Origin of the sequence: Amycolatopsis sp. NPDC051061 (genome assembly GCF_040682935.1) — a bacterium.
Classification (GTDB): Bacteria; Actinomycetota; Actinomycetes; order Mycobacteriales; family Pseudonocardiaceae; genus Amycolatopsis.
Window position 1 is genome coordinate 187,486 of record NZ_JBFBBZ010000015.1, and the last position, 19,455, is coordinate 206,940.

Annotated in this window: 17 protein-coding genes and 1 pseudogene; 12 read left to right on the top strand and 6 right to left on the bottom strand. The window is 72.9% G+C overall.

The features are described from left to right. Position 1: 1 nt before the first annotated feature. Together AB0N03_RS22200 and AB0N03_RS22205 are read left to right on the top strand one after the other, a co-directional pair. Positions 2 to 1,945: a caspase family protein gene (locus tag AB0N03_RS22200; protein WP_364374710.1), complete on the top strand. Its 1,944-nt coding sequence runs from the start codon at positions 2 to 4 to the stop codon at positions 1,943 to 1,945. A 229-nt stretch (positions 1,946 to 2,174) separates the two neighbouring features. Beyond that, positions 2,175 to 2,363 carry a DUF2795 domain-containing protein gene (locus AB0N03_RS22205; RefSeq protein ID WP_364374712.1) on the top strand — a complete coding sequence of 63 codons (189 nt, stop codon included), beginning with the start codon at positions 2,175 to 2,177 and terminating at the stop codon, positions 2,361 to 2,363. A 239-nt stretch (positions 2,364 to 2,602) separates the two neighbouring features. Here the strand turns inward: AB0N03_RS22205 and AB0N03_RS22210 are convergent, their stop codons facing one another. After that, positions 2,603 to 3,469: an ANTAR domain-containing protein gene (locus AB0N03_RS22210; protein ID WP_364374715.1), complete on the bottom strand. Its 867-nt coding sequence runs from the start codon at positions 3,467 to 3,469 to the stop codon at positions 2,603 to 2,605. 332 nt (positions 3,470 to 3,801) lie between these two features. Here AB0N03_RS22210 and AB0N03_RS22215 point away from each other — a divergent pair, with 332 nt between their 5' ends. From AB0N03_RS22215 to AB0N03_RS22225, 3 genes are all read left to right on the top strand, one after another. Then, a complete protein-coding gene (locus AB0N03_RS22215; RefSeq protein WP_364374718.1) occupies positions 3,802 to 4,620 on the top strand; it encodes a GAF and ANTAR domain-containing protein in 819 nt (272 codons plus the stop codon). 455 nt (positions 4,621 to 5,075) lie between these two features. Continuing rightward, positions 5,076 to 5,744 carry an ANTAR domain-containing protein gene (locus tag AB0N03_RS22220; protein WP_364374720.1) on the top strand — a complete coding sequence of 223 codons (669 nt, stop codon included), beginning with the start codon at positions 5,076 to 5,078 and terminating at the stop codon, positions 5,742 to 5,744. 53 nt (positions 5,745 to 5,797) lie between these two features. Next, on the top strand, positions 5,798 to 6,577 hold the full coding sequence (locus AB0N03_RS22225; protein ID WP_364374723.1) for a GAF and ANTAR domain-containing protein: 780 nt from the start codon (positions 5,798 to 5,800) through the stop codon (positions 6,575 to 6,577). 269 nt (positions 6,578 to 6,846) lie between these two features. Here the strand turns inward: AB0N03_RS22225 and AB0N03_RS22230 are convergent, their stop codons facing one another. After that, positions 6,847 to 7,074: a hypothetical protein gene (locus AB0N03_RS22230; RefSeq protein ID WP_364374725.1), complete on the bottom strand. Its 228-nt coding sequence runs from the start codon at positions 7,072 to 7,074 to the stop codon at positions 6,847 to 6,849. A 281-nt stretch (positions 7,075 to 7,355) separates the two neighbouring features. Between AB0N03_RS22230 and AB0N03_RS22235 the strand changes: the two genes are divergently transcribed. From AB0N03_RS22235 to AB0N03_RS22245, 3 genes and pseudogenes are all read left to right on the top strand, one after another. Further along, complete coding sequence (locus tag AB0N03_RS22235; protein WP_364374728.1) at positions 7,356 to 7,586, top strand: hypothetical protein; 231 nt, start codon at positions 7,356 to 7,358, stop codon at positions 7,584 to 7,586. A 139-nt stretch (positions 7,587 to 7,725) separates the two neighbouring features. Next, positions 7,726 to 7,893 carry a CoA transferase gene (locus AB0N03_RS22240; protein WP_364374731.1) on the top strand — a complete coding sequence of 56 codons (168 nt, stop codon included), beginning with the start codon at positions 7,726 to 7,728 and terminating at the stop codon, positions 7,891 to 7,893. A gap of 32 nt (positions 7,894 to 7,925) precedes the next feature. Continuing rightward, positions 7,926 to 8,753, top strand: a pseudogene (locus tag AB0N03_RS22245) (CoA transferase); the annotation flags it as partial. A gap of 80 nt (positions 8,754 to 8,833) precedes the next feature. Here AB0N03_RS22245 and AB0N03_RS22250 read toward each other — a convergent pair. Beyond that, the gene (locus AB0N03_RS22250; RefSeq protein ID WP_364374734.1) at positions 8,834 to 10,096 is read right to left on the bottom strand and encodes a low temperature requirement protein A; all 1,263 of its coding nucleotides are present in this window, start codon (positions 10,094 to 10,096) and stop codon (positions 8,834 to 8,836) included. 476 nt (positions 10,097 to 10,572) lie between these two features. Here AB0N03_RS22250 and AB0N03_RS22255 point away from each other — a divergent pair, with 476 nt between their 5' ends. From AB0N03_RS22255 to AB0N03_RS22270, 4 genes are read left to right on the top strand one after another with little or no spacing between them, the layout of a single operon-like run. Next, complete coding sequence (locus AB0N03_RS22255) at positions 10,573 to 13,332, top strand: ATP-binding protein (RefSeq protein WP_364374737.1); 2,760 nt, start codon at positions 10,573 to 10,575, stop codon at positions 13,330 to 13,332. After that, positions 13,329 to 13,832 carry a roadblock/LC7 domain-containing protein gene (locus AB0N03_RS22260; RefSeq protein WP_364374740.1) on the top strand — a complete coding sequence of 168 codons (504 nt, stop codon included), beginning with the start codon at positions 13,329 to 13,331 and terminating at the stop codon, positions 13,830 to 13,832. The genes AB0N03_RS22255 and AB0N03_RS22260 overlap by 4 nt, the downstream gene beginning before the upstream one ends. Next, positions 13,829 to 14,221, top strand: coding sequence for a DUF742 domain-containing protein (locus AB0N03_RS22265; protein WP_364374743.1), 393 nt, complete (start codon positions 13,829 to 13,831; stop codon positions 14,219 to 14,221). The genes AB0N03_RS22260 and AB0N03_RS22265 overlap by 4 nt, the downstream gene beginning before the upstream one ends. Before the next feature lie 13 nt (positions 14,222 to 14,234). Continuing rightward, complete coding sequence (locus AB0N03_RS22270) at positions 14,235 to 15,008, top strand: MHYT domain-containing protein (protein ID WP_364374746.1); 774 nt, start codon at positions 14,235 to 14,237, stop codon at positions 15,006 to 15,008. A gap of 129 nt (positions 15,009 to 15,137) precedes the next feature. On the opposite strand, the gene AB0N03_RS22275 is transcribed toward AB0N03_RS22270, so the two are convergent. The 3 genes from AB0N03_RS22275 to AB0N03_RS22285 all read right to left on the bottom strand — a co-directional run bounded on the left by AB0N03_RS22275 (position 15,138) and on the right by AB0N03_RS22285 (position 19,425). Next, entirely contained in the window at positions 15,138 to 17,531 is a 2,394-nt protein-coding gene (locus AB0N03_RS22275; protein WP_364374749.1) for a hypothetical protein, read from the bottom strand. Positions 17,532 to 17,803: 272 nt separating this feature from the next. Then, positions 17,804 to 18,724, bottom strand: coding sequence for an aminoglycoside phosphotransferase family protein (locus tag AB0N03_RS22280; protein WP_364374752.1), 921 nt, complete (start codon positions 18,722 to 18,724; stop codon positions 17,804 to 17,806). A gap of 2 nt (positions 18,725 to 18,726) precedes the next feature. Continuing rightward, entirely contained in the window at positions 18,727 to 19,425 is a 699-nt protein-coding gene (locus tag AB0N03_RS22285; protein WP_364374755.1) for a GntR family transcriptional regulator, read from the bottom strand. Positions 19,426 to 19,455 lie beyond the last annotated feature (30 nt).

The following is a 19,455-nucleotide window of genomic DNA, read 5'->3' on the forward strand; positions in this document are numbered from 1 at the left end:
CATGGACTCCGCGCGCAGCGCGCTGATCGTCGCGAGCGCGAGCTACACCGACCCGGGACTGCGTCAGCTGCGGGCGCCAGGCAGTGACGCCGAGGCGCTCGCGGCGGTGCTGCGGGACCCGGCGATCGGCGGGTTCGAGGTCCGCACCCTACTCGACGAACCGGCCCACCACATCACCCTGGCGGTCGAGGAGTTCTTCGCCGACCGACACCCGGACGACCTCCTGCTGGTCCACTTCTCCTGTCACGGGCTGAAGGACGAGGAAGGCGAGTTGTACTTCGCGACGAAGGACACGCGGCTGCGGCGTCTCGGCGCGACCGCGGTGGCCGCCGAGTTCGTCAACCGGCGCATGGGCCGCAGCCGATGCCGGCGGATCGTGCTGTTGCTGGACTGCTGCTACGCCGGCGCGTTCGAACGCGGTATGACCGCGCGAGCGGGCGGCGGCGTGGCGATCGAGGCCCAGTTCGGCGGTCGCGGCCGAGCAGTGATCACCGCGTCCAGCGCGATGGAGTACGCCTTCGAAGGCGACGAGCTGACCGACGCCCAGCAGACGCAACCGTCGGTGTTCACCGGCGCGCTCGTGACAGGGCTGTCGACGGGCGAAGCCGACCGCGACCAGGACGGCATGGTCGCGCTCGACGAGCTGTACGACTACGTCTACGACGCCGTCCGAGCGACAACACCGAACCAGACACCGGGCAAGTGGGTGTTCGGTGTGCACGGCGAGCTGTACATCGCCCGCCGCGCCCGTCCGGTCACCACGCCCGCACCGTTGCCGGCCGAGCTGCACGACGCGGCCGACAGCCCGTTCGCCTCCATCCGAGAGGCAGCGGTGCGCGAGCTGACGCGCCTGCTACACGGCCGGCACGCCGGGCTGGCCCTGGCCGCACGGCAAACCCTGGAACGCCTCACCGACGACGACAGCCGCACCGTGGCCACCGCCGCTGCCGCGGCGATCAGCATCCCGCCGACCGGCCACGCGGCACCCACCCCGCTGGCTGTCCCTGACCCGCAACCCGATATCCGCCGTCTCTCTGCGACGTCCGACACCGCAGCACAGTTCGACGCGTCGACCGGCACCGAACCTGCCGTGCCGGTCAACGAGAGCGATCCACACCCGAGACCTGAAACCACGACGAAACCACGCCAACCCACCACCGCATCGGACACCGGGCCGCAGGCGATGATGTGGGCCGAGCGCGGTCTGCTGACGGCCGGGTGCCTGGAGATTGTCGGCGCGGTGCTGTCCCTGCTCAGCATGTTCCCGTACTACGTCGGGAGTTTTCACACCGTGGACGAGGCGAGGTTCACCTGGAACACGGTGATCGGCGCCGCCGCGGCCGTGATCGCGGGTGTACTGCTCCTCGCCCCGGGCACGAGACGACTGGCCGGGCCCGGGTTTCTCCTTGGCAGCGGCGCGCTCGCGCTCAACGCCATCATCGTCGGCATCACGCTGAACGCCTCGCTCCACTACGGCGTCCCTGGCGCAGGGATGTGGCTCGACGTCACCTCCGGGGCAGTTCGCGTGCTCGCCATCGTCATCGTCGTGGTGTGCATGGTGGGCTCGGGCTCGCTTCGCCTCACACGTCGACCCGCGCCGTACTCATGGCTCGCCGCGCTCGCCGGTGTCGTCGGCGCGGTCGCGCTCTACGTCGAGCAACGAGGCATGGAATGGTTCGTGCCCGAGGTGGACACGGTCACCGTCACCTGGACAAGCGTCGTCGCCGTCGTCATCCCCATGCTCGCGGCGATGATCCTGCCCCACCGCTTCGCCATCGCCCTACTCGCGGGATGGCTCGCCGCCGGCTTGGGCATCCTCGCCTTCAACTCCATGACCGGCGTCACCGTCTTCACCGCGACCCTCGGAGCGCTCGCGATCGCCCTCGCCCTCCTCATCCACGCCGAACGCCGATCCCGTAGGTCGGACTCGGCGAAACGCGGGTAGGTCGCTGCCATTGACGCGGGCATCGGCCGGATCGACGGGGTAGCTGCGTGAGCGTGTCCACGTGCCGGTCGAGGATGGCGTCGGCGTGCGGGTACGGTCGATCAACCACGACCCAAAATCGTGCCGACAAGATCATCAAATCCACGTGAGACACGCTCTGAGCGGTGATCCGGGGTGTGTCGGCGGCGCGGTCGGGTAACCGCGCTGTTCCCGACCGAAGGAGACTGTTGTGAGCAAGGCGAACCCGATCGAACTCCAGAAACACCTGTCCGGCGTCGACTACCCGGCGAAGCGCGACGACCTGGTGGCCGCGGCCGAGCGCAACGGTGCCGACAAGGACACCCTCGAGCTGGTGCGCAACCTGCCTGACCGGACGTACGAAGGGCCGAGTGGCGTGAGCAAGGAGATCGGCGGCTGACGTGCGACGGCCCGGGCGGCACCGTCGCCCGGGCCGCGGGCTCGACCGGCGAGTCCTTTTCGGACAGCGGTCGGCGACGAAAGGCGCTTCCCGATGACGCCGGTCGGCGAATCCGGTCCGTGGCGAGAGGGCAATCCGGCGACAGGGACTCTTGCGTTCCGCCGCCGTCCTCGGCGCCGACCGGCTGAGCGAGGGCCGCGGTGCACCGGTTGTCGCGGTACGTGTGGCCCAGCCGGTGCTCAGGAAGGCCTACGCGACCCACGCCTTCCCACCGGCGAGCGTTCGCCGAGCGGACGCACACCGCCAGGCCGGGAGCCCGGGGCGCTCGTCGTGAACGCCTTCCACAGCCGGCGGGCGGCCTCGCGGGCCGACGCGTCCGGGTGGATCGGGGGTGCGCCCGCCGGCCTGCGGACCTCGGGGTCGCCCAGCAGCTCGACCAGGGCGGCCGCCAGGTCGCGGACCTTCACGTTGAACTCCTGGCTGCACCGGCGCAGCGTGCGCCACGCCTCCTCCACGTCGCAGCCCCGGACCGCCATGATGGCGCCTTTGGCCTGCTCGATGGTGGCGCGGGAAGCGAGCATCGCCTGCAGCTGGTCCGGGGCGCCGGCCGCCACGGCCTCGGCGACCCGGACCAGGAGGTCCGCGGTCAGCTTCTCGTAGCGCCACAGCACCGCCCGCGCTTCGGGAGACGCCGGGCCGTCGAGCGTGGCCGACAACACGAGGCTGTCGTCGTCGCCCCAGAGACCGCCCACCGCGACGGCGCCGCGGACCCCGCGCCACCGATCGGCGGGCTCGGGGTGCTTCCCGACGAGGGCGTCGTCCGACAGCCCGGGCCACCGTTCGTCGGCGAAGAGGTCGTCCGTGCTCACCGAGTGGCCGCTGCCGGCGGCGTCGGCAATAGGCCCGCCGCGCCGCAGCTGGGCCGGGGCGAGCCGGTCACCGACCCCGTGCGTGGCCAGGACCGAAGGCGGCCCGCCGTCCTGGCGAACGGTGAGCGCGGTCCCGAGGCAGCCGGGGATTTCGGCGGCCACCCGGTCCAGCAGCTCGGTCAGCAAGTGGTTGAGCGGTTCCCATCGATCGGCTGCGTTCACCGGCGTTCGCGTCACGGACTCCCACCTCCGAGCTCGGGCCGCGGTGACCGAGCACGCGAAGGGTGGTCGGCGCACCGAAGACTGAACCCGTCCGATTCTGCCCGATTCCGGCGCGCGATTCATCCCGTGACCGGGTGACGGACCGGCGGCGGCCGCGGGGCGCGGCCGTCACCACATCCGGAGCCGGCCGGCCACCCGGTCGCCCGGGGTGGCTCCGAAAACGCCCGCCGCGGGCGAAGTGCCGGCCGGTTGGCACCGCGGAAGATCGGGTATGCCGATCGGGCGGATTGCGAGGGCACGCCGTCCGGCTCACGCCGGACCGAGACGGCAACGACGAGGTGGCACACATGACGGACGCAGCAGACCGCGGCGAGCAGGAGTGGGCTGCCGACCGTGCCGGGTTCGCGGCGGCGGGCGGCCGGACCGGACCCTTGGCCGAGCAGTTCGCCGCGCTGACCGCGCGGCTGCTGGACGCGACGACCGTCGCCGAGGTCCTCGAGCAGGTCGTGGTGACCGCGCAGCGGGTGGTGCGCGGCGCCGATCTCGTGTCGGTGACCCTGCGCTCGCCCGAAGGGCGGTTCTTCACGCCGGTGGAGACGGATCGGGTGGCCGCCGAGCTGGACCAGGTGCAGTACGACACGGGGGAAGGGCCGTGCGTTGACGCCTCTCGTGAGAACGGTCCCGGCCACGTCCGCAGCGACGACCTGGCGGCGGAACCGGCGTGGCCACGCTTCGGCCCCCGCGCCGCCGAACGCGGGTTCACCGCGGTGCTCTCGACCGCGCTGCAGCCGTTCGACCGGCCGGCGCGCCAAGGCGGGGCGCTGAACATCTACGCCCGCCGGAGCGCGGTGCTGGACGAGCAGGCGCGGGACACGGCACTGGTGCTGGCCACGCACGCGTCGCTGGCTTTGGCGGGGGTGGCGGCCGTGACGGAGGCCGAACTGCAGGCTGAGCACTTGCGCCGCGCGATCGACAGCCGTGACGTCATCGGGCAGGCGAAAGGTATTTTGATGCAGCGGCGGGGAATCGGCGCGGCCGAGGCGTTCGACGTGCTGCGGCGCACTTCTCAGCAGCTCAACGTCAAACTCGCCGAGCTGGCCCACACCCTGGCCACCCGCCACGCCGAGCTCGACCGGCCGTGGAGCGGTGGCGACCGGCCGCGCTGAACCGGCATCGCGCGGCTGTCCCTCGCCGGTCGTCCGCCGCGGCCGGCCGGACCGGACAGCGTCGGTGCGCTGCGGCGAGAGGCCCGGCCGCCAACCGCCCGGAACCCGGCGCGCCGGAGGGTGCGACGGGCGGGGGGGGGGCTCGGATCCTCACGGGGTCGGGCTTTTCGGGCTGGGCTGCCTTGGCGTCCGAGACCGAGCTGGGCCGGAAACCGCGGTACGGCGCCGCGGCCGCGCGAGGTCGCCGGCGGCGTGGGGCAGCGCCCTTGACGCGGCCCTGGACTGCGGGTGCGGCTCCGGATTCGTAGTCTGATACCGCACGACGCCGGAGCGGATCAGGCGGAACCCGGTCGTGCCGTGACGTCGCCACCCGGGCGCCGGCCCACGTGAACGTGAAGACGCCGCGAACGAAGGGCCCGGTGGACGGTAGTCGCCGTGAACGGCTTTGGCAGGAGGTGACCCGGCGAGCCGCCCGGGACGGTGCCGGGCTGCCCGCCGCGGTGTGCGCCACCGGCGCTGAGGAGCTCGCCGACGGCGCCGCGATCACTCTCCGGACCGAAGGGCGCGCGCAAGAACTGCTCGCGACGAGCGGGTCCTGGGCCGCGGAGCTGGAGGAAACCCAGTACGCGCTGGGCGAAGGGCCGGGGGTCGTGGCCTACACCAGTGGCGGGCCGGTGCTCGTCGGCGACATCGCGGCGCCGGAAGGCCGGTGGCCGATGTTCACCGACGCGGCCCGCGCGGCCGGCGTGGCCGCGGTGTTCGCCTTCCCGCTGCAGACGGGCGCGATCCGGCTGGGCACCTTGGACCTCTACCGGCGCGCGACCGGCTGGCTCGCCGGGAACGCGCTGGCGGACGCGCTCCTGCTGGCCGACCTGACCACGCTGCTGATCCTGCGGCAGGTCCTGGACGACGAATCGGCCGGCCGAGAGCCGGCCGACCAGTTCGGCGGGGTTTACCAGGACGTGCACGTCGCGACCGGCATGATCGCGGTCCAGCTGCGCATCGGCCTGACGGAAGCCTTCGCGCGCCTGCGTGCCCACGCCTTCGGTGAGGGACGTTCCCTCCTGGAGGTCTCCCGGGACGTGATCGCCCGGCGCATCAAACTCGACCGCGGTGCGGAGTGACCGGCGCCGCCGACCACGCCACGAGCCACGCGGAGGGGCCGTATGCTCGCGGGGTGCCAGAGACGCGGGAACAGCTAGCCGACGCGTTGGTGGAGCTCACCACGCAGCTCGTCGCCGACGGGACCGACGTCGCCGCGCTGCTCCGGGTGGTGACGCGGTCGTGCGGCGAGCTGACCGGCGCGGCGGCGGCCGGCCTGTTGATGACCGACGCCCGGGGCGGTCTCGAGGTGGTCGCGGCGTCCGACGACACGACGGAGTTCCTGGAAGTACTGCAGGTCCTGACCGGTGACGGCCCGTGCGTCGAGAGCATCCGGACCGGCGAGATCGTCGGCGTGGCGGACCTCGGCGCCGAAGACCCGCGCTGGCCCGCCTTCGCCGAAGGCGCTGTGGCCGGCGGATTCCGCGCGGTGCACGCGTTTCCGCTCCGGCTGCGGAGGCGGGCGGTCGGTGGCTTGAACCTTTTCCACGCGCACGCGGGCGAGCTCACGCGCGAGCAATTGCAGGCGTGCCAGACCCTCGCGGACCTGGCGGTCCTCGGCTTGACGGCGGAGCCGGGCGACCGCCGGGACGCCCGCTTGGTGGAGACGACGCTCGTGGTGCTCAACGAGCGGGTCCGGCTCGCCCAGGCGGTGGGCATGGTGGCCGCGGCCCGCGGCTTGGACCCGGGTGCGGCCCGGGTGTTGCTGCACGCCCACGCCGACCGCAGGCGCACGACGGCGACGGCGGTCGCGGAAGCGCTCACGACGGGCAGGCTCGCGCCGGGCGCACTGGCGGCCGACGCCCCGCCCCGTCCTTCGACGTCCCCTGCCGCCCACCGGGCCTTGGACGGCTGAGGGATGGGCCGGTCAGCCGGCCTCGGCCCGCGCCGGTCGCGGGTGCGGCCGGCCAGGTCTGCCGGGGCGGCGGGGGCCGGTCTTGGGTGCGGCCGTCCTCTTGCGCGGTGCTCAACCGGCCCGGTCCTGCGGCGGGGTCGCCCGTTCGGGTGCATCCCCTTCGCGTCCGGCAGTGCTGTCGAGGCGCGCTGCTCCAGGTCGTCGTGCTCCGGGCCCGGACATCCGGCTTCCCGAGCGGCGGGGCCCCAGGCTCACCTCGTCGTGCCTGGTCAGAGCCAGTCCGGGTCGGTGCGGCCCTCGGCCGCCGCGTTGGTGGCCGCGACGACCCGGGCCGCCTCGGCCTCCTCCCCGGCCCGGCCGTGAGGTGCGCGCAGGGTCTCGCGGCCCTCGTTGTCGCCTTGTGCGGCCAGGATTCCCGTGGCTTCGGCGATCGCTGCCCGGCTGCCGGCGGCCGCGACGGTCGCCCGCGCCGCGCGCTCGTAATCCGATCGGGTCATTGCCGGACCTCCGTCCGTCACGCACCACGCTAGCCCCTGCCCGGTCACCGGGCGAGCCGCCCGCCGCGGCGAGCCTCGATCCGCGGGCGCCGGACCCGGCCGGCACCGTCCACATCGGACACCGAGCGTCGACCCGACCGGGTTCCGCGGCCCGCGCCCGCGTGGATCCGGGGCGACCTCACCCGTTCGGTTCCTGAACGAGTGACGGCCCGGTCTTCGGCGCGGACGTGTAAGCGCGGATGTTCGGGGCATCCACGGAGCACCACTACGAAGGAGGCAAGATGTCGTCTGCCGAAGCCGGCCAGGTCACCGGGACCCAGGACAAGGACTACAACATCATCTGGTTCGTCGAGTCCTGCTTGAGCAACGCCCTGCGGATGGAGGGTTACACGAAGGACGCCGAACGAGCCGGGGACAACGAACTCGCCGAGTTCTTCCGCCGGGCCCAGGCGGCCAGCCAGAAGGGCGCCGACGAAGGGAAGCAGCTGCTGAAGCAGCGCCTCGGCAGCTGATCCGCCGAGGCCGTTCCGCCAGGTTCGCGGGGCGCACCCGAACGGGGCACCGGATTCCGGTGTCCCGCTCCGTCCGCCCACCGGAGAAGATCGCCGCGACGGGACGTGTCGCCGCCGCCTCGCCGGGTAGCCGGAACTGATGAGCACAACGGCGAACGAAGGCGGACCGCCGACGGCGGCTGCGCTGCGGGGCATCCGGGTCATCGACATGGCGGCCGTCGTGATGGGGCCCTGCGCGGCGCAGATCCTGGGTGATCTCGGCGCGGACGTGGTGAAGGTCGAGCCCCCCCCCCGGTGGGGGACATGACCCGCCACAGCCACCCGCAGCGGTACGAAGGCATGGGCGCGCTCGCGCTGAACGTGAACCGCAACAAGCGGAGCCTGGCCCTCGACCTCAAGAGTCCCGAGGGGAAAGAGGCGTTCCTCGCCCTCGTGCGCAGCGCCGACGTGCTGATCACCAACACCCGCCCGGGTGGGCTGCGGCGGCTGGGGCTCGGCCCCGAGTCGCTCGCGGCGGTGAACCCCCGCCTGGTCTACTGCACCGCGCAGGGCTTCCGCGGCGACTCGGCGCGCGCCGACCACGCCGCGTACGACGAGATCGTGCAGTCCGCGTCGGGTCTCACGGACCTGATGCGCCGGGCCACCGGGGTCCCGACCTACGTGCCGACCATCCTGGCCGACAAGGTCTGCGCGCTCACGATCGCGTACTCGGTGCTCGCCGCGGTCGTCCACCAGCGTGCGACGGGTGAAGGCCAGCACGTCGAGGTGCCGATGACGGACACGATGCTGGCGTTCAACCTCGTGGAACACCTGGCCGGGCAGACCTTCGAGCCGCCGACGGGCGAGGTGGGCTTCCCGCGGTCGCTCAGCCCCGGGCACCGGGCGACGCCGACCGCCGACGGCTGGGCGTACATCATTCCCTACACCTCCCGCAACATCCACGACTTCTTCGCCGCGGCCGGCCGGGAGGAGCTGGCCGACGACGAGCGGTTCAGCACCCCGGCGGCGCTCGCGCGGCACTACGCCGACCTCTACGAGCTGATCGAACAGCTGTCCCCGACGCGGAGCACGGCCGAATGGGCGGAGATCTGCGCCGCGCACAGCATCCCGTTCTCGCCGGTATTGGACCTCGACCACGCCGCCGAGGACGAGTACGTCACCCGCGGTGGCCTGCTGAACGTCGGCGAGCACCCGACCGAACGCGGCAGGTCGTGGGTGTTCGGGACGGTCAGAACCGCCCCGAACACTCACGACCCGCGCAGCCGCTCCTCCTGGATGCCGCGCAGGAACGCGACCGGGTCGTCGCCCATGCGGTCGAGCGCGCGGTGGCGGATGCCCGCTGCCACCACCGTGCTGAGCACCGCCCAGACCGCGATCACCACGACCACCGTGGGCGCCGGCAGGACCCGGCCCAGGAACGCGAGGCACACCGTGGCCGCCAGGGCCGCGATCCGGCCCAGGCCGGCGTACCAGCGCGGGCGGCCGGGCACCGAGAAGACCCGGGTGCCGGCCAGGTACATCGTCAGGCCCGCCGTCGTGAACCACGCCGCCGCCTGCGGCGGGTACTCGTGCAGCGACAGGTTGACCCCGGCCGCGATGAGCAGCAGCGCGAAGGCCGGGAAGAGGTGGCCGACCGCGTACAGCGAATACGCCAGTGCGGGGTTGCCGCCGGAGAGGTCGAGCATGCGCTCGTAGATCCGCGCGGCCGACGCGAAGTACAGCCACCACAGCGCGCCCGCCATCACCAGGCCGGCGACCAAGGACGCCCAGTAGCCGAAGTCGTCGGCCGGGCGCTCCAGTGCCGCGGTACCGACCGTGATCACGAGCTCGCCGAGCAGCAGGATCATGAACAGCCCGAAGCGCTCGGCGAGGTGCGCCGAGTCGACGGCCAGGTTGGGGTCGCTCGGCGGCTTCAGCAGCATCCGCCACCGCGCCGCCCGCGTGGGCCGCTCCGGGCGCTCGCCACGGCGTCGTGCGGGACGGTCGCCGAGGAGCAGGAAGCCCGCCTCCTGCAGCAGTGCGAAGGCCCACAGGGCCGACGAGTGCGGGACGACCGCCGAAACGCCGAACAGGACCGCCGAAAATCCGTAGCCCCAGCTGATCCGGCTCTGGTCCAGGCCGGGGCGGGCCGGCCACCGGTGCGCGGCCGCCAGGATCAGGCGGACCCCGGCCATGGCCGCCGCGAAGACCGCCGGGTGCCCTTCGAAGACGTGGTGCGCCTGCGTCGCGGCGATTCCGCAGGGGATGGTGCCGGCGAGCACGAACAGCCGGTCGGCGGCGCGGCTGTCGTCGCCCCGGCGGTTGTAGAGGACGGCGAAGCCGATCCACGTCCACCACAGCGTCGCGAACAGGCCGAGCGCGGCGAGCGCGCGCATCCAGTGCGGGTCCGCGACGATGCCGTGGGCCACCTGGGCCACCGCGAACACGAAGACGAGGTCCAGGTACAGCTCGACCCACCCGACCCGCTTGCCGTGGCCCGCGCTGCCGCCGGGATCCTCCACATCGGTCACGGCACCGATTCTGCCGCGTCTCCCGCCGGGCCTCCCACCCGGGCGGGGTGGGAATTAATAACACACCATTCGAACAATGGCCGACTTCGCCACGAATTCGTCCCCGTCACCTCTTGTGGGTAATTCTGCCGCCAGTGCGACAGGGCGGCTTGTTTACCTTGTGTCAGGGCCTGGAGCTGGGAGAACAGTGCTTGTACGGTGTACAAGCAGCGACCGTTGGAACACAATGCGTGAACCGTGGGAGCGGATCCGAAGGAATTCATTCCCCGCCTTCCGAAACGCCGCTCCTTAGGGTTGACAAGGATGCCGGACGTGAGGTTCTCTGCTGGTCGGCTCGATCAACGCCGACGTCTTCCCCGGTCCGGGAGCCGGGTTTCCGGTCCACTCGGGACGTCCGTGATCGGCCCTGGGGCCCCCTAGTCCTGTCCGAGTTCGACGTCGGCCGTCCGCGCGGCTGGGAATCGAGCGATTCCGCCATGCACGAAAGCAGATCCACGCTCCGCCGGCCGGCGGGCTCCGCGTGGTCGCCGGCGCACTGGAGCGTCCGCACCAAGATCAGCGTCGTCCTGCTGCTGCCGGTCCTGGTCGCGGTGGCGCTCGCGGAGGTCCGGATCCAGGGCGAGCTCGACCGGGCGACCGCGCTCAGCGCGGCGCGCGACCGGCTGCCGGTGCTGCGGGACACGATCGACCTGACCGCGTCGCTGGGCGAGGAGATGGTCGCGGCGGTGGCGGTCCCGGCGGGGGCGCCGGACACGCTGACCGCCGTCGTCGACGCGAAGGTGGCCGCCGTCCAGCGCGACACCGGCTTCTCGCCGTTGGCCACGGACACCGGCCGGGCGCTGAACACCGCGCTGGGCAAGCTCGCGGGCATCCGCGCCGCCGGCGCCGGCGGCGGGGACGTCCGCACGAAGGCCGCGGGCTACAACGACATCATCGCCACCCTCGGCGACCTCGTGCCCACGTTCGCCCCGGCCGACGCCGGCAGCGAAACCGCCGACGGCGCGGACACCGCCCGGTTGCTGGTGCACCTGCGCGGTGAGCTGGCCACCGAGGAGACCTACGTGCGGGCGGCGCAGAACAGCCCGGACGACGCTTCGCTGCGCCCGGCCGTCGTGCAGACCGCGGCGGAGCAGGAGGTGCTCGCCGAGCAGGCCGAACACCAGCTCTCGGGCGACGTCCTGAACCGGTTCAAGGCCGCGACGACCTCCGCCGAGGGCCGGCTGGAGGCCCTGCAGGACCCCGGCAACGGCGGCACCGCGGCGCTCGCGGCGTTCACCCCGTCGATCACCGCCGAGGCCAAGGGCGTGACGGGCGTGCTGAACGACGTCGTGGCGAAGCTGACCGGCGACGTCTCGGCCGCGGCCGACCGCGCCCGGTCGGACTCGCTGCGGGACACGGCCCTGGTCCTCGGCTCGCTGCTCGGCGCGCTCGCGATCGCGCTGCTCGTGGTGCGCTCGCTCGTCACGCCGGTGCGCCGCCTGCGCGCGGCCGCCCTGCGCGCGGCGAACGAACAGCTCCCGGAAACCGTCCGGCAGGTCCGTGAGGGCCACGACGTCGACTGGCGCTCGGTGCCCGACTCCGGGGTCGAGACCGAAGAGGAGATCGGGCAGCTGGCCCGCGCCTTCGACGACATGCACCGGCAGGCGGTCCGGCTCGCCGTCGAGCAGGCCGAGCTGCGCAAGCAGGTCAGCGAGATGTTCATGACGCTCTCGCGGCGGAGCCAGTCCCTGGTCGAGCAGCAGCTGTCGATCATCGAAGACCTCGAGGCGGGCGAACAGAACCCGCGCCGGCTCGACGAGCTGTTCCGGATCGACCACATCGCGACCCGGCTGCGCCGCAACGGCGAAAACCTGCACGTCCTGGCGGGCGGGCGCCCGGTCCGGCACGGCCGGGAGCCGGTGCCCACGCGCGACCTGCTGCGCGCCGCGACGTCGGAGGTCAAGGACTACCGGCGGGTGTCGATGGGCAACGCCCCGCGCAGCTCGGTGCAGCCCGAAGCGGCCGCGGACGTGGTGCACATCCTCGCCGAGCTGCTGGAGAACGCGACGCGGTTCTCCCCGCCGGAGCACAAGGTCGCGCTGACGGCCGATCGCGGCGCCGACGGTGGGCTGCTCATCGAGGTCGTCGACCAGGGCCTCGGGATGACCCCGGCGGAGCTGACGGCGGTGAACGACCGCCTCGCGGCGGCGGGGACCGTCGGCCCGGAGACGACCCGCCGGATGGGGTTGTTCGTGGTCGGCCGGCTCGCCGCCCTGCACGGGGTGACGGTGCGGCTGCGCGCGACCGGAACCGGCGCGCGGCACGCGGGGGTGACGGCGAGCGTGCACGTCCCGGGCGCACTGGTCATCGCCGACCTGGCCCGCCCGATCGGCGCCGGCCGGCTCGCCACGGCCGGAGCCGGAACCGGCGGCCGCAACGGCCACACCCGGCCGCCGGTGGTGCCGGCACAGGCGTCGACGCCGATCTTCGAGCAGGTCGTGACGAGCTGGTTCGTCGAGCCGTCCGTGAAGCCGCTGACCAGGCGAGACGCGCCGGTGGAGTGGCCGCCGGCGGACGGCGCGCCGGTGGAATGGCCGCCCTCGGGCGAGCAGCCGGCGGCGGCCGCCGGCCAGGGGACCTGGCCGGGGTTCACCGCTCCGGGCGAGGCGGCGGACTGGCCGCCATCGGCGGGCAAGTCCGCCCGGCCCGACCCGGCCGCCGTTTCGGGTGCCGGCCGCACCGGAACCTCCCCGGCACACCAGGCCGCGCCGGCCGAACCCGCGGGAGATCCGGCCGCCTTGGCCGAACCGGCGGACCCGGCCGGCCGCAACGGAACCTCCGCGAAACACCAGGCCGCGCCGGCCGAAGCGGCGGCGTCGGCCGACGCGTCCACGATCCGCGCGTCGGACCGGCCCACCTCGGTCGAAAAGCCCGTGGCCCGCCCCGAACCGAGCACCGCGCCGGTGGGGGAGTGGGACACCCCGGCCGACCGCACGCGCCAAGCCGCCGAAAGCGCTCTCAAGCCGGCGATCGCGCAACGGCTCACCGACGCCGGCCTGCCGACCCGGCGGCCCGGGGCCCAGCTCGCCCCCGGCGCGGTCGTCCCGCGCGTGCGCGAGCAGAACGGCGGGACGTTCCGCGACGCCGCCGCCGTCCGCACCAGTCTCTCCCGGCACTACCAGGGGATGCGCGCGGCCCGGCAGGAGACCGTGGCCCGCACCGAAGAAACCGGAAAGGACGAAGTGGATCCGCGATGACGGAACTTCCCGACGTGCCGCCCCGACGCGCCGAACAGCCGGCCCGGTCCCTCAGCGGGACACTGGGCTTCCCCGGTCCGGCCGTGCGGCCCGAGCGGACGGCGACGCTGAACTGGCTGGTCAACGGGTTCGTCCAGGACGTCTCGGGGGTCGCGCACGCCGTGCTCGTCTCCGCCGACGGCCTGCTCGTGGCCGCCGACGACGCCCTGCCCCGCGAGCGCGCCGACCAGCTGGCGGCGATCGCGTCCGGGCTGTCCAGCCTGTCGCTGGGCACCGCGGAGCTGTTCACCGCCGGGCGGGTGGTGCAGTCGGTGATCGAGATGGAGCAGGGGTTCCTGCTGCTGATGAGCGTCGGCGACGGCTCGAACCTGGTCGTCCTCGCCTCGACCGGCTGCGACATCGGCCTGGTCGGCTACGAGATGACGATGCTGGTCGAGCGGGTGGGGCAGAAGGTCGACGTGCCCGCGCGCGAGATTCCGGTGGCCCAGGACCACCGGTGATCGACGACCCGCCGCCCGGGCCGTACGGGGAGGAGCCGCGGCGCAGCGCGTCGCTGGCCCGCCCGTACGCCTGGACGGAAGGCCGGACGGCGCCGACGGTCGAGATCGCCGTCGAAGCGCTGGTCGAGTCCACGGCGGCGGGCCGGGCCGAAGCGGCGTACCTCATGTCGAGCGCGCTGGCGGAGGTCGTCGAGCTGTGCGCCCGGCCGCGGTCGCTGATGGAGATCGCCGCGCTGCTGGCGCTGCCGCTGGGCGTGGTCCGCGTGCTCGTGTCGGACCTGGTGCAGGACAACCTGGTGATCGTCCGCGACACGCTGTCGGACACGTCCACCTGGGACGAGCGCCACGACCTGATGGAACGCGTGCTGCACGGGCTGCGCGACCTCTAGAGAGGACTTTGCGATGGAGCACTTCGCGCTCGGGCACTGGTTGCTCGTGCTCGCGTACCTGACGTCGGTGGTCGGCTGCGCGCTCGGACTGGCCTGCGCGGTCCAGGCCCGCCACGCGGCGAGCCCCCGGCACCGCATGCGGTGGCTGGTGCTGGCGGCGATCTCGATCGGCGGCGTCGGCATCTGGCTGATGCACTTCGTCGCGATGCTCGGGTTCAGCACGCCGGGGATGCCGGTCCGCTACGACGTCTTCCGCACGGTGCTCTCGGCGATCCTGTCGGTGTCGGCGGTGTTCGCCGGCCTCGTGGTGGTGGGTGGCCGCGCGAAGTTCGGCTGGTGGCGCCTCGCGCTCGGCGGCGTCATCACCGGCCTGGCGGTGAACGTCATGCACTACACGGGAATGTCGGCCCTGCAGGTGAAGGGCGACTTCACCTACGACGGCGGCCTGGTCGCGCTGTCGGTGGTGATCGCGGTGGTGGCGGCGACGGCGGCGCTGTGGTTCGCGGTGTTCCTCGACCGCCTGTCCCTGCGGCTGCTGGCCGGCTTCGTGATGGGCGCGGCGGTGACGGGCATGCACTACACGGGCATGGCGGCGGTCCGGATGAACATGGACATGAACGCCGCGGACCCGGCGGGCGTGGAGGTGTTCTCGTTCCTGTTCCCGGTGTTCGTGGTGGCGGCGATCGCGATGGCGGTACCGCTGTGCGCGGTGTTGGTGGCGCCGGCGATCACGCCCGAGGCGGCCGCGGGAGCTTCGGCTTCGGCGGACGAAGTCGTCACGGTGTGACCTGCGGCGTCGCGAATGACTCATTCCCGGCCTCCAGCGTCCCGAATGACTCATTCGCGACACTCGTCTCGGTCGCTCGACGGGAACGGCCCGCGGGGAAGCTCCCCGCGGGCCGCTCACCTCAACCTCCTAAAGGATGCACAGCAGCGAACAGGCCTTCGCCGACGACCATCCCGTGTACGACGGCGGCGTCCCCGGGGGAACGTTCGCCGGCACGTAACTCACCTTCGCCTGGTTCGTGATCGGGAACAGGTTCAGCAGCGCGTACGTCGAGCAGTACACCTGCTTCGACGTCCCCGCCGCCAGCGTGAACGGACCCGTCTGGCAGGACGTCTCCACGCTGTCCACCACGTGCGCCGACGTGATCCCGACCGGACCCTCGTTCGTCACCGTGATCCGCCAGTACGCCGTCGCGTTCAGCAGGCCCAGGAGACCCACCCCCGCCTGCTTCGCCCAGGGGCCCGCGCCGCCCGGGCCGCACTTCGAAGCCGTCGACGACGTGCAGATCTCCTTCTCCACCTTGACCTTCGGCGTGCACGACGCGCCCGGGGCGACCGGCAGCGTCACCGTGTTGGACGTGAACGAACCCGTCGAGTCCGTTCCGGTCGCCGTGTTAGCCACACTCGACACGGCGCAGTCCGTCGCGATCGTCGTGCGGAAGCACAGCTGCGGCGCGTCGCCCGCGTAGTCGACCACCAGCCGGCCGCTGAAGCCGGTTCCGTTGTGCAGCACCAATGTCGTCGTCACCGTGATCGACGGGTGCGCCGCCACGGAGACGCCGGTCAGGTCGACCGAGCCGTCCGGGGCGAAGCCCGGGGTCGGCACCGTCGCGCCGCCCTGGTCCACCACCGTCACCCGGGACGCCGCGAAGTCGACGTTCGCCGGGTCGACGCCCGTCAGCCGCGCCGCCGTGTACCCCTGGACGTGCGAGCCGCCGTCACAGTAGAAGTCGCCCGGCCGCAACGTCACCTGGCCGCCCGAGCGGACGCACGGGGTGGCCCCCGTCGCCGGGTCCATCGAGAACAGCACGCCCGCGTCACCGAGGCCGATGAGGCAGCCCGACGGCGGATCGTAGGTGTACCCGTAGTCCCGCGTGACCCCGCTGTTCGCCGACGGGTGCGTGATCACGCCGGGCAGGCCCGCGCACGCCGCCCCCGTCGTCCAGTCGTGGCACAGCGTCGCGCCCACGTAGCCGCCGTTCCAGAAGGGGAGGTAGCTGCGCACGTGGCCGTTCGGATCGGTGACGACCTCGGGGTCGAAAACGTAGATCCCGCCCGTCAGCGCCGCGGCACCCGGGGGCGCCGGCAATGCCGACCCGTCGAGCGCGTAGCACGTCGTGACGTTCGTGCCGCCGGTCGTCGACGAGCACGCGCCCACCGCGACGCCGGCTGTGCTGAAGGCCGTGTACGCGTTGTAGGTGAAGTTGCCCCCCGGGCCGGTCGGCCGCGAAGACGCCCAGCCGGTGCACGGCGTGGCCGTCGCCGGGTCGAAGCAGCCCAGCGCCGGCTGCTGCGCGGTACCCGAGTTCGACTGCGACGCGAACACCTTGCCCGCCACCGGGGTCAGCGCGCCGTAGACGTACGGCTGGTTGCTCGCGGCCGGCACGATCGGTGCGTACGGCTGGCCGGCGCACGCGCTCTTCGTGGCGACATTCCAGCAGACCACCGCGCCGCTGCTGACGACGCCGTACAGGTTGCCGCCGGTCTCCACGAATCCCGTGACGCTGTTCACCGACGGCGACCCGCCGGTGGGGGACAGCGGCCAGTACCCGCAGTTGGCCGACGCGGCCATGTCGAGGCAGCCGACGCCGACTGACGCGGCCGTGACGGCGGGGTAGTAGACCTTCGCGGGCGCCGCGGGGTCGCGCACGTACTGCTGCACCATCGTGCTGGCGATGTCCCCGGCCCCCAGGGTGCCGAGCGGTCCGGGCGCGGTGTTGAGCACCTTCGGCCACGAGCCGCCCGGGCAGCGCTGCCCGGTGGCGAGGTCGGTGCACACGACCTTCGGCGACGCCGCGCCGAGGTGGTGGTAGATGTTCCAGGCCTGCAGCACGCCGCCCGGGGTGCGGTAGAGGATCGGCGTGAAGCCGTCGCCGCCGGTCGCGGTCGTCACCGCCTGCACGGGCGGGGTGAGCGCGGCGGACAACGACGTCGCGTCGGGTCCGGCGTCCGGGTTGGTCGCGCGCACGGCGGTGACGCCGGACGCGGGTTCGGTGCCGGTGAAGGTGCTGCCGCCGGTCGACCACGACGGCGTCCACCCGGGCGGGGCGTGCAGCGAGCCGGACTGGAACGCCTGGCCCGCGCCGACGGCGTCGGTGATGGTGGCGGCGCCGGACCCGGTGGCCTGGTCGTCGTAGCCGATGACCCAGTTCGCGGTGGCCCCGTGGCCGGCGGGGGAACCGGTGCCCTGCACGGACTTCGTGAGCCCCGAGACGGTGGCCGCGCCGGCGGTCGTGGGCAGCGCGACGGCGGTGGCCGCGACGAGCGCCAGGGGCAGCACTGCTCCCAGCATGCGTCTTCGCATGAATGGTCCTCGATTCTTTCGCAACGGTTGGTTCCAGAAATGGTTTTCTGGCCGAAGGAAAATCCTATGCCGCACCGGGAGTGCGTTGAAGCGCTCTCACCCGGGCGCCAGAAAGGCGAAGCCAACAGCGCAGTTTGCCGCCGGCGTGAAAGGGTCTGGACCTGATCAGGCGAGGGGTCTTCGGTCGGTGGCCACCCGGATGCCGTCCCGGCGTCACTCGTTCGGGTGACGAGTGGACGCTAAGAATTCCCGTTTCCGGTTTCCGCGAAGAATTATTTTCCGGATACGTATTCAGCGCGGATCTCGTCGAGGACGCGACGGGCGTCCGTGGCTTCCTCGTCGGTGCGGCCCACGGCCCGGGCGCAGGTCACGAGCGTTTTCCACAGCGCCCAGCCGCGCCCGCGCGCCCAGCTCGGCTCGTCGGCGGACAGGTGCTCGCGCAACGCCCGCCGGCCGTCGGCGGTCAGCAGCGTCCAGGCGACGGCCAGGTCGCACGCGGGGTCGCCGACCCCGCAGGTCCCGAAGTCGATGACCGCCGTCAGTTCGCCCTTGCCGAGCAGGAGGTTCCCCGCGGCGAGGTCGCCGTGGAACCAGACGTCCACGCCGTCCCAGCGCGCGTCCAGGGCCGCCGCCCAGATCTCGCGGGCCGGGTCGACGTCGAGGAGGCCGTCCAGGGCCGTGAGCGCGCGCTGAACCTGCGCGTCGTAGGTGCGCAGCGTGGCGCCCCGGAACCAGTTGTGCTTTCCCGGCTGGGGACCGCCGTCGGTGTCGATGCTCCGCAAGGCGGCCAGGAACCCGGCCAGGTCGAGCGCGAAGCGGACGGGGTCGGCGATCCGGTCCCCGCGGGCCGGCGAACCGGCGAGCCACGCGTAGACCGACCACGAAAAGGGATAGCCCGCGCCGGGACGCCCCTGCGCCAGCGGGACCGGGATGGGCAGCGGCAGCCGGGGAGCGAGCACCGGAAGCCACTGTTGTTCCTTCTCGACGGCCAAGGCGTATTCGGCCGCGCTGGGCACCCGCGCCACCATCGCGTCGCCGAGGTGGAAGGTGAAGTTGTCCCAGCCGCTCTGCGCCACGGGCCGGACCGGGAGATCGGCCCAGTGCGGGAACTGGTCGCGGACCAGCCTGCGCACCTGGTCCGCGTCGACGGTGACGCGGCGGGGCAACGGACCGAGATCGGGTGTGCTGCTCACGGTCAGCCCGATTCGGCGTCGAAGCGGAGTTTGGACGTGATGCGGTAGCGGTCGCCGCGGTACACCGAGCGGGTCAGTTCGACGACTTGCCCCGTCGTGTCGCGGGTCAGGCGCTCGATGTGCAGGATCGGCGCGTACACCGCGATCTCGAGCAGCTCGGCCTGCTCCGGGTTCGTCACCGCGGGCTCGATCGTCTGCACCGCGTCCTGCACCGCGATCCCGAACCGCTCCCGCAGCAGCCGGTAGAAGTTGCCCGACTCCAGGTCCGCGGGAGACAGACCCGGCACCACGGAAGCGGGCAGCGCGAGCTGCTCGATCGCGATCGGCTCGTCGTCGACGTGCCGGACCCGCGTCACGCGCAGGACCGGCGCCCCCGGCTCGCGCTCCAGGTCGCCCGCCAGGGACCGCGTCGCGGGGGAGATCCCGAACGCCACCACCCGGCTCGTCCAGTGCCCTTCCGCGGGCGGCACGGCGAGCCCCGTCGCCAGTTCCTGGGTCACCTTCTGCGGGCTCGTGAACGTCCCGCGCCCGCGCTGGCGCACCAGCAGCCCGGTGCGGGTCAGCTCGTCGATGGCCGCCCGGACGGTCGGCCGGGACACGCCCAGCTCCGCGGCCAGATCGCGTTCGGACGCCAGCCCGGTGCCGGGGCCGGCGTGCTCGATCACCTTCAGCAGGTGCCGCCGGACGCGGTCGCGCTTCACGGTGGGCGGGCGGTCCGCCGGCTCGCCATC

Coding starts and splice junctions, on each gene's coding strand:
- AB0N03_RS22255 (WP_364374737.1), top strand. CDS start 10,573: ATGCACGAAAGCAGATCCACGCTCCGCCGGCCGGCGGGCTCCGCGTGG.
- AB0N03_RS22275 (WP_364374749.1), bottom strand. CDS start 17,531: ATGCGAAGACGCATGCTGGGAGCAGTGCTGCCCCTGGCGCTCGTCGCG.
- AB0N03_RS22260 (WP_364374740.1), top strand. CDS start 13,329: ATGACGGAACTTCCCGACGTGCCGCCCCGACGCGCCGAACAGCCGGCC.
- AB0N03_RS22230 (WP_364374725.1), bottom strand. CDS start 7,074: ATGACCCGATCGGATTACGAGCGCGCGGCGCGGGCGACCGTCGCGGCC.
- AB0N03_RS22235 (WP_364374728.1), top strand. CDS start 7,356: ATGTCGTCTGCCGAAGCCGGCCAGGTCACCGGGACCCAGGACAAGGAC.
- AB0N03_RS22240 (WP_364374731.1), top strand. CDS start 7,726: ATGAGCACAACGGCGAACGAAGGCGGACCGCCGACGGCGGCTGCGCTG.
- AB0N03_RS22215 (WP_364374718.1), top strand. CDS start 3,802: ATGACGGACGCAGCAGACCGCGGCGAGCAGGAGTGGGCTGCCGACCGT.
- AB0N03_RS22200 (WP_364374710.1), top strand. CDS start 2: ATGGACTCCGCGCGCAGCGCGCTGATCGTCGCGAGCGCGAGCTACACC.
- AB0N03_RS22270 (WP_364374746.1), top strand. CDS start 14,235: ATGGAGCACTTCGCGCTCGGGCACTGGTTGCTCGTGCTCGCGTACCTG.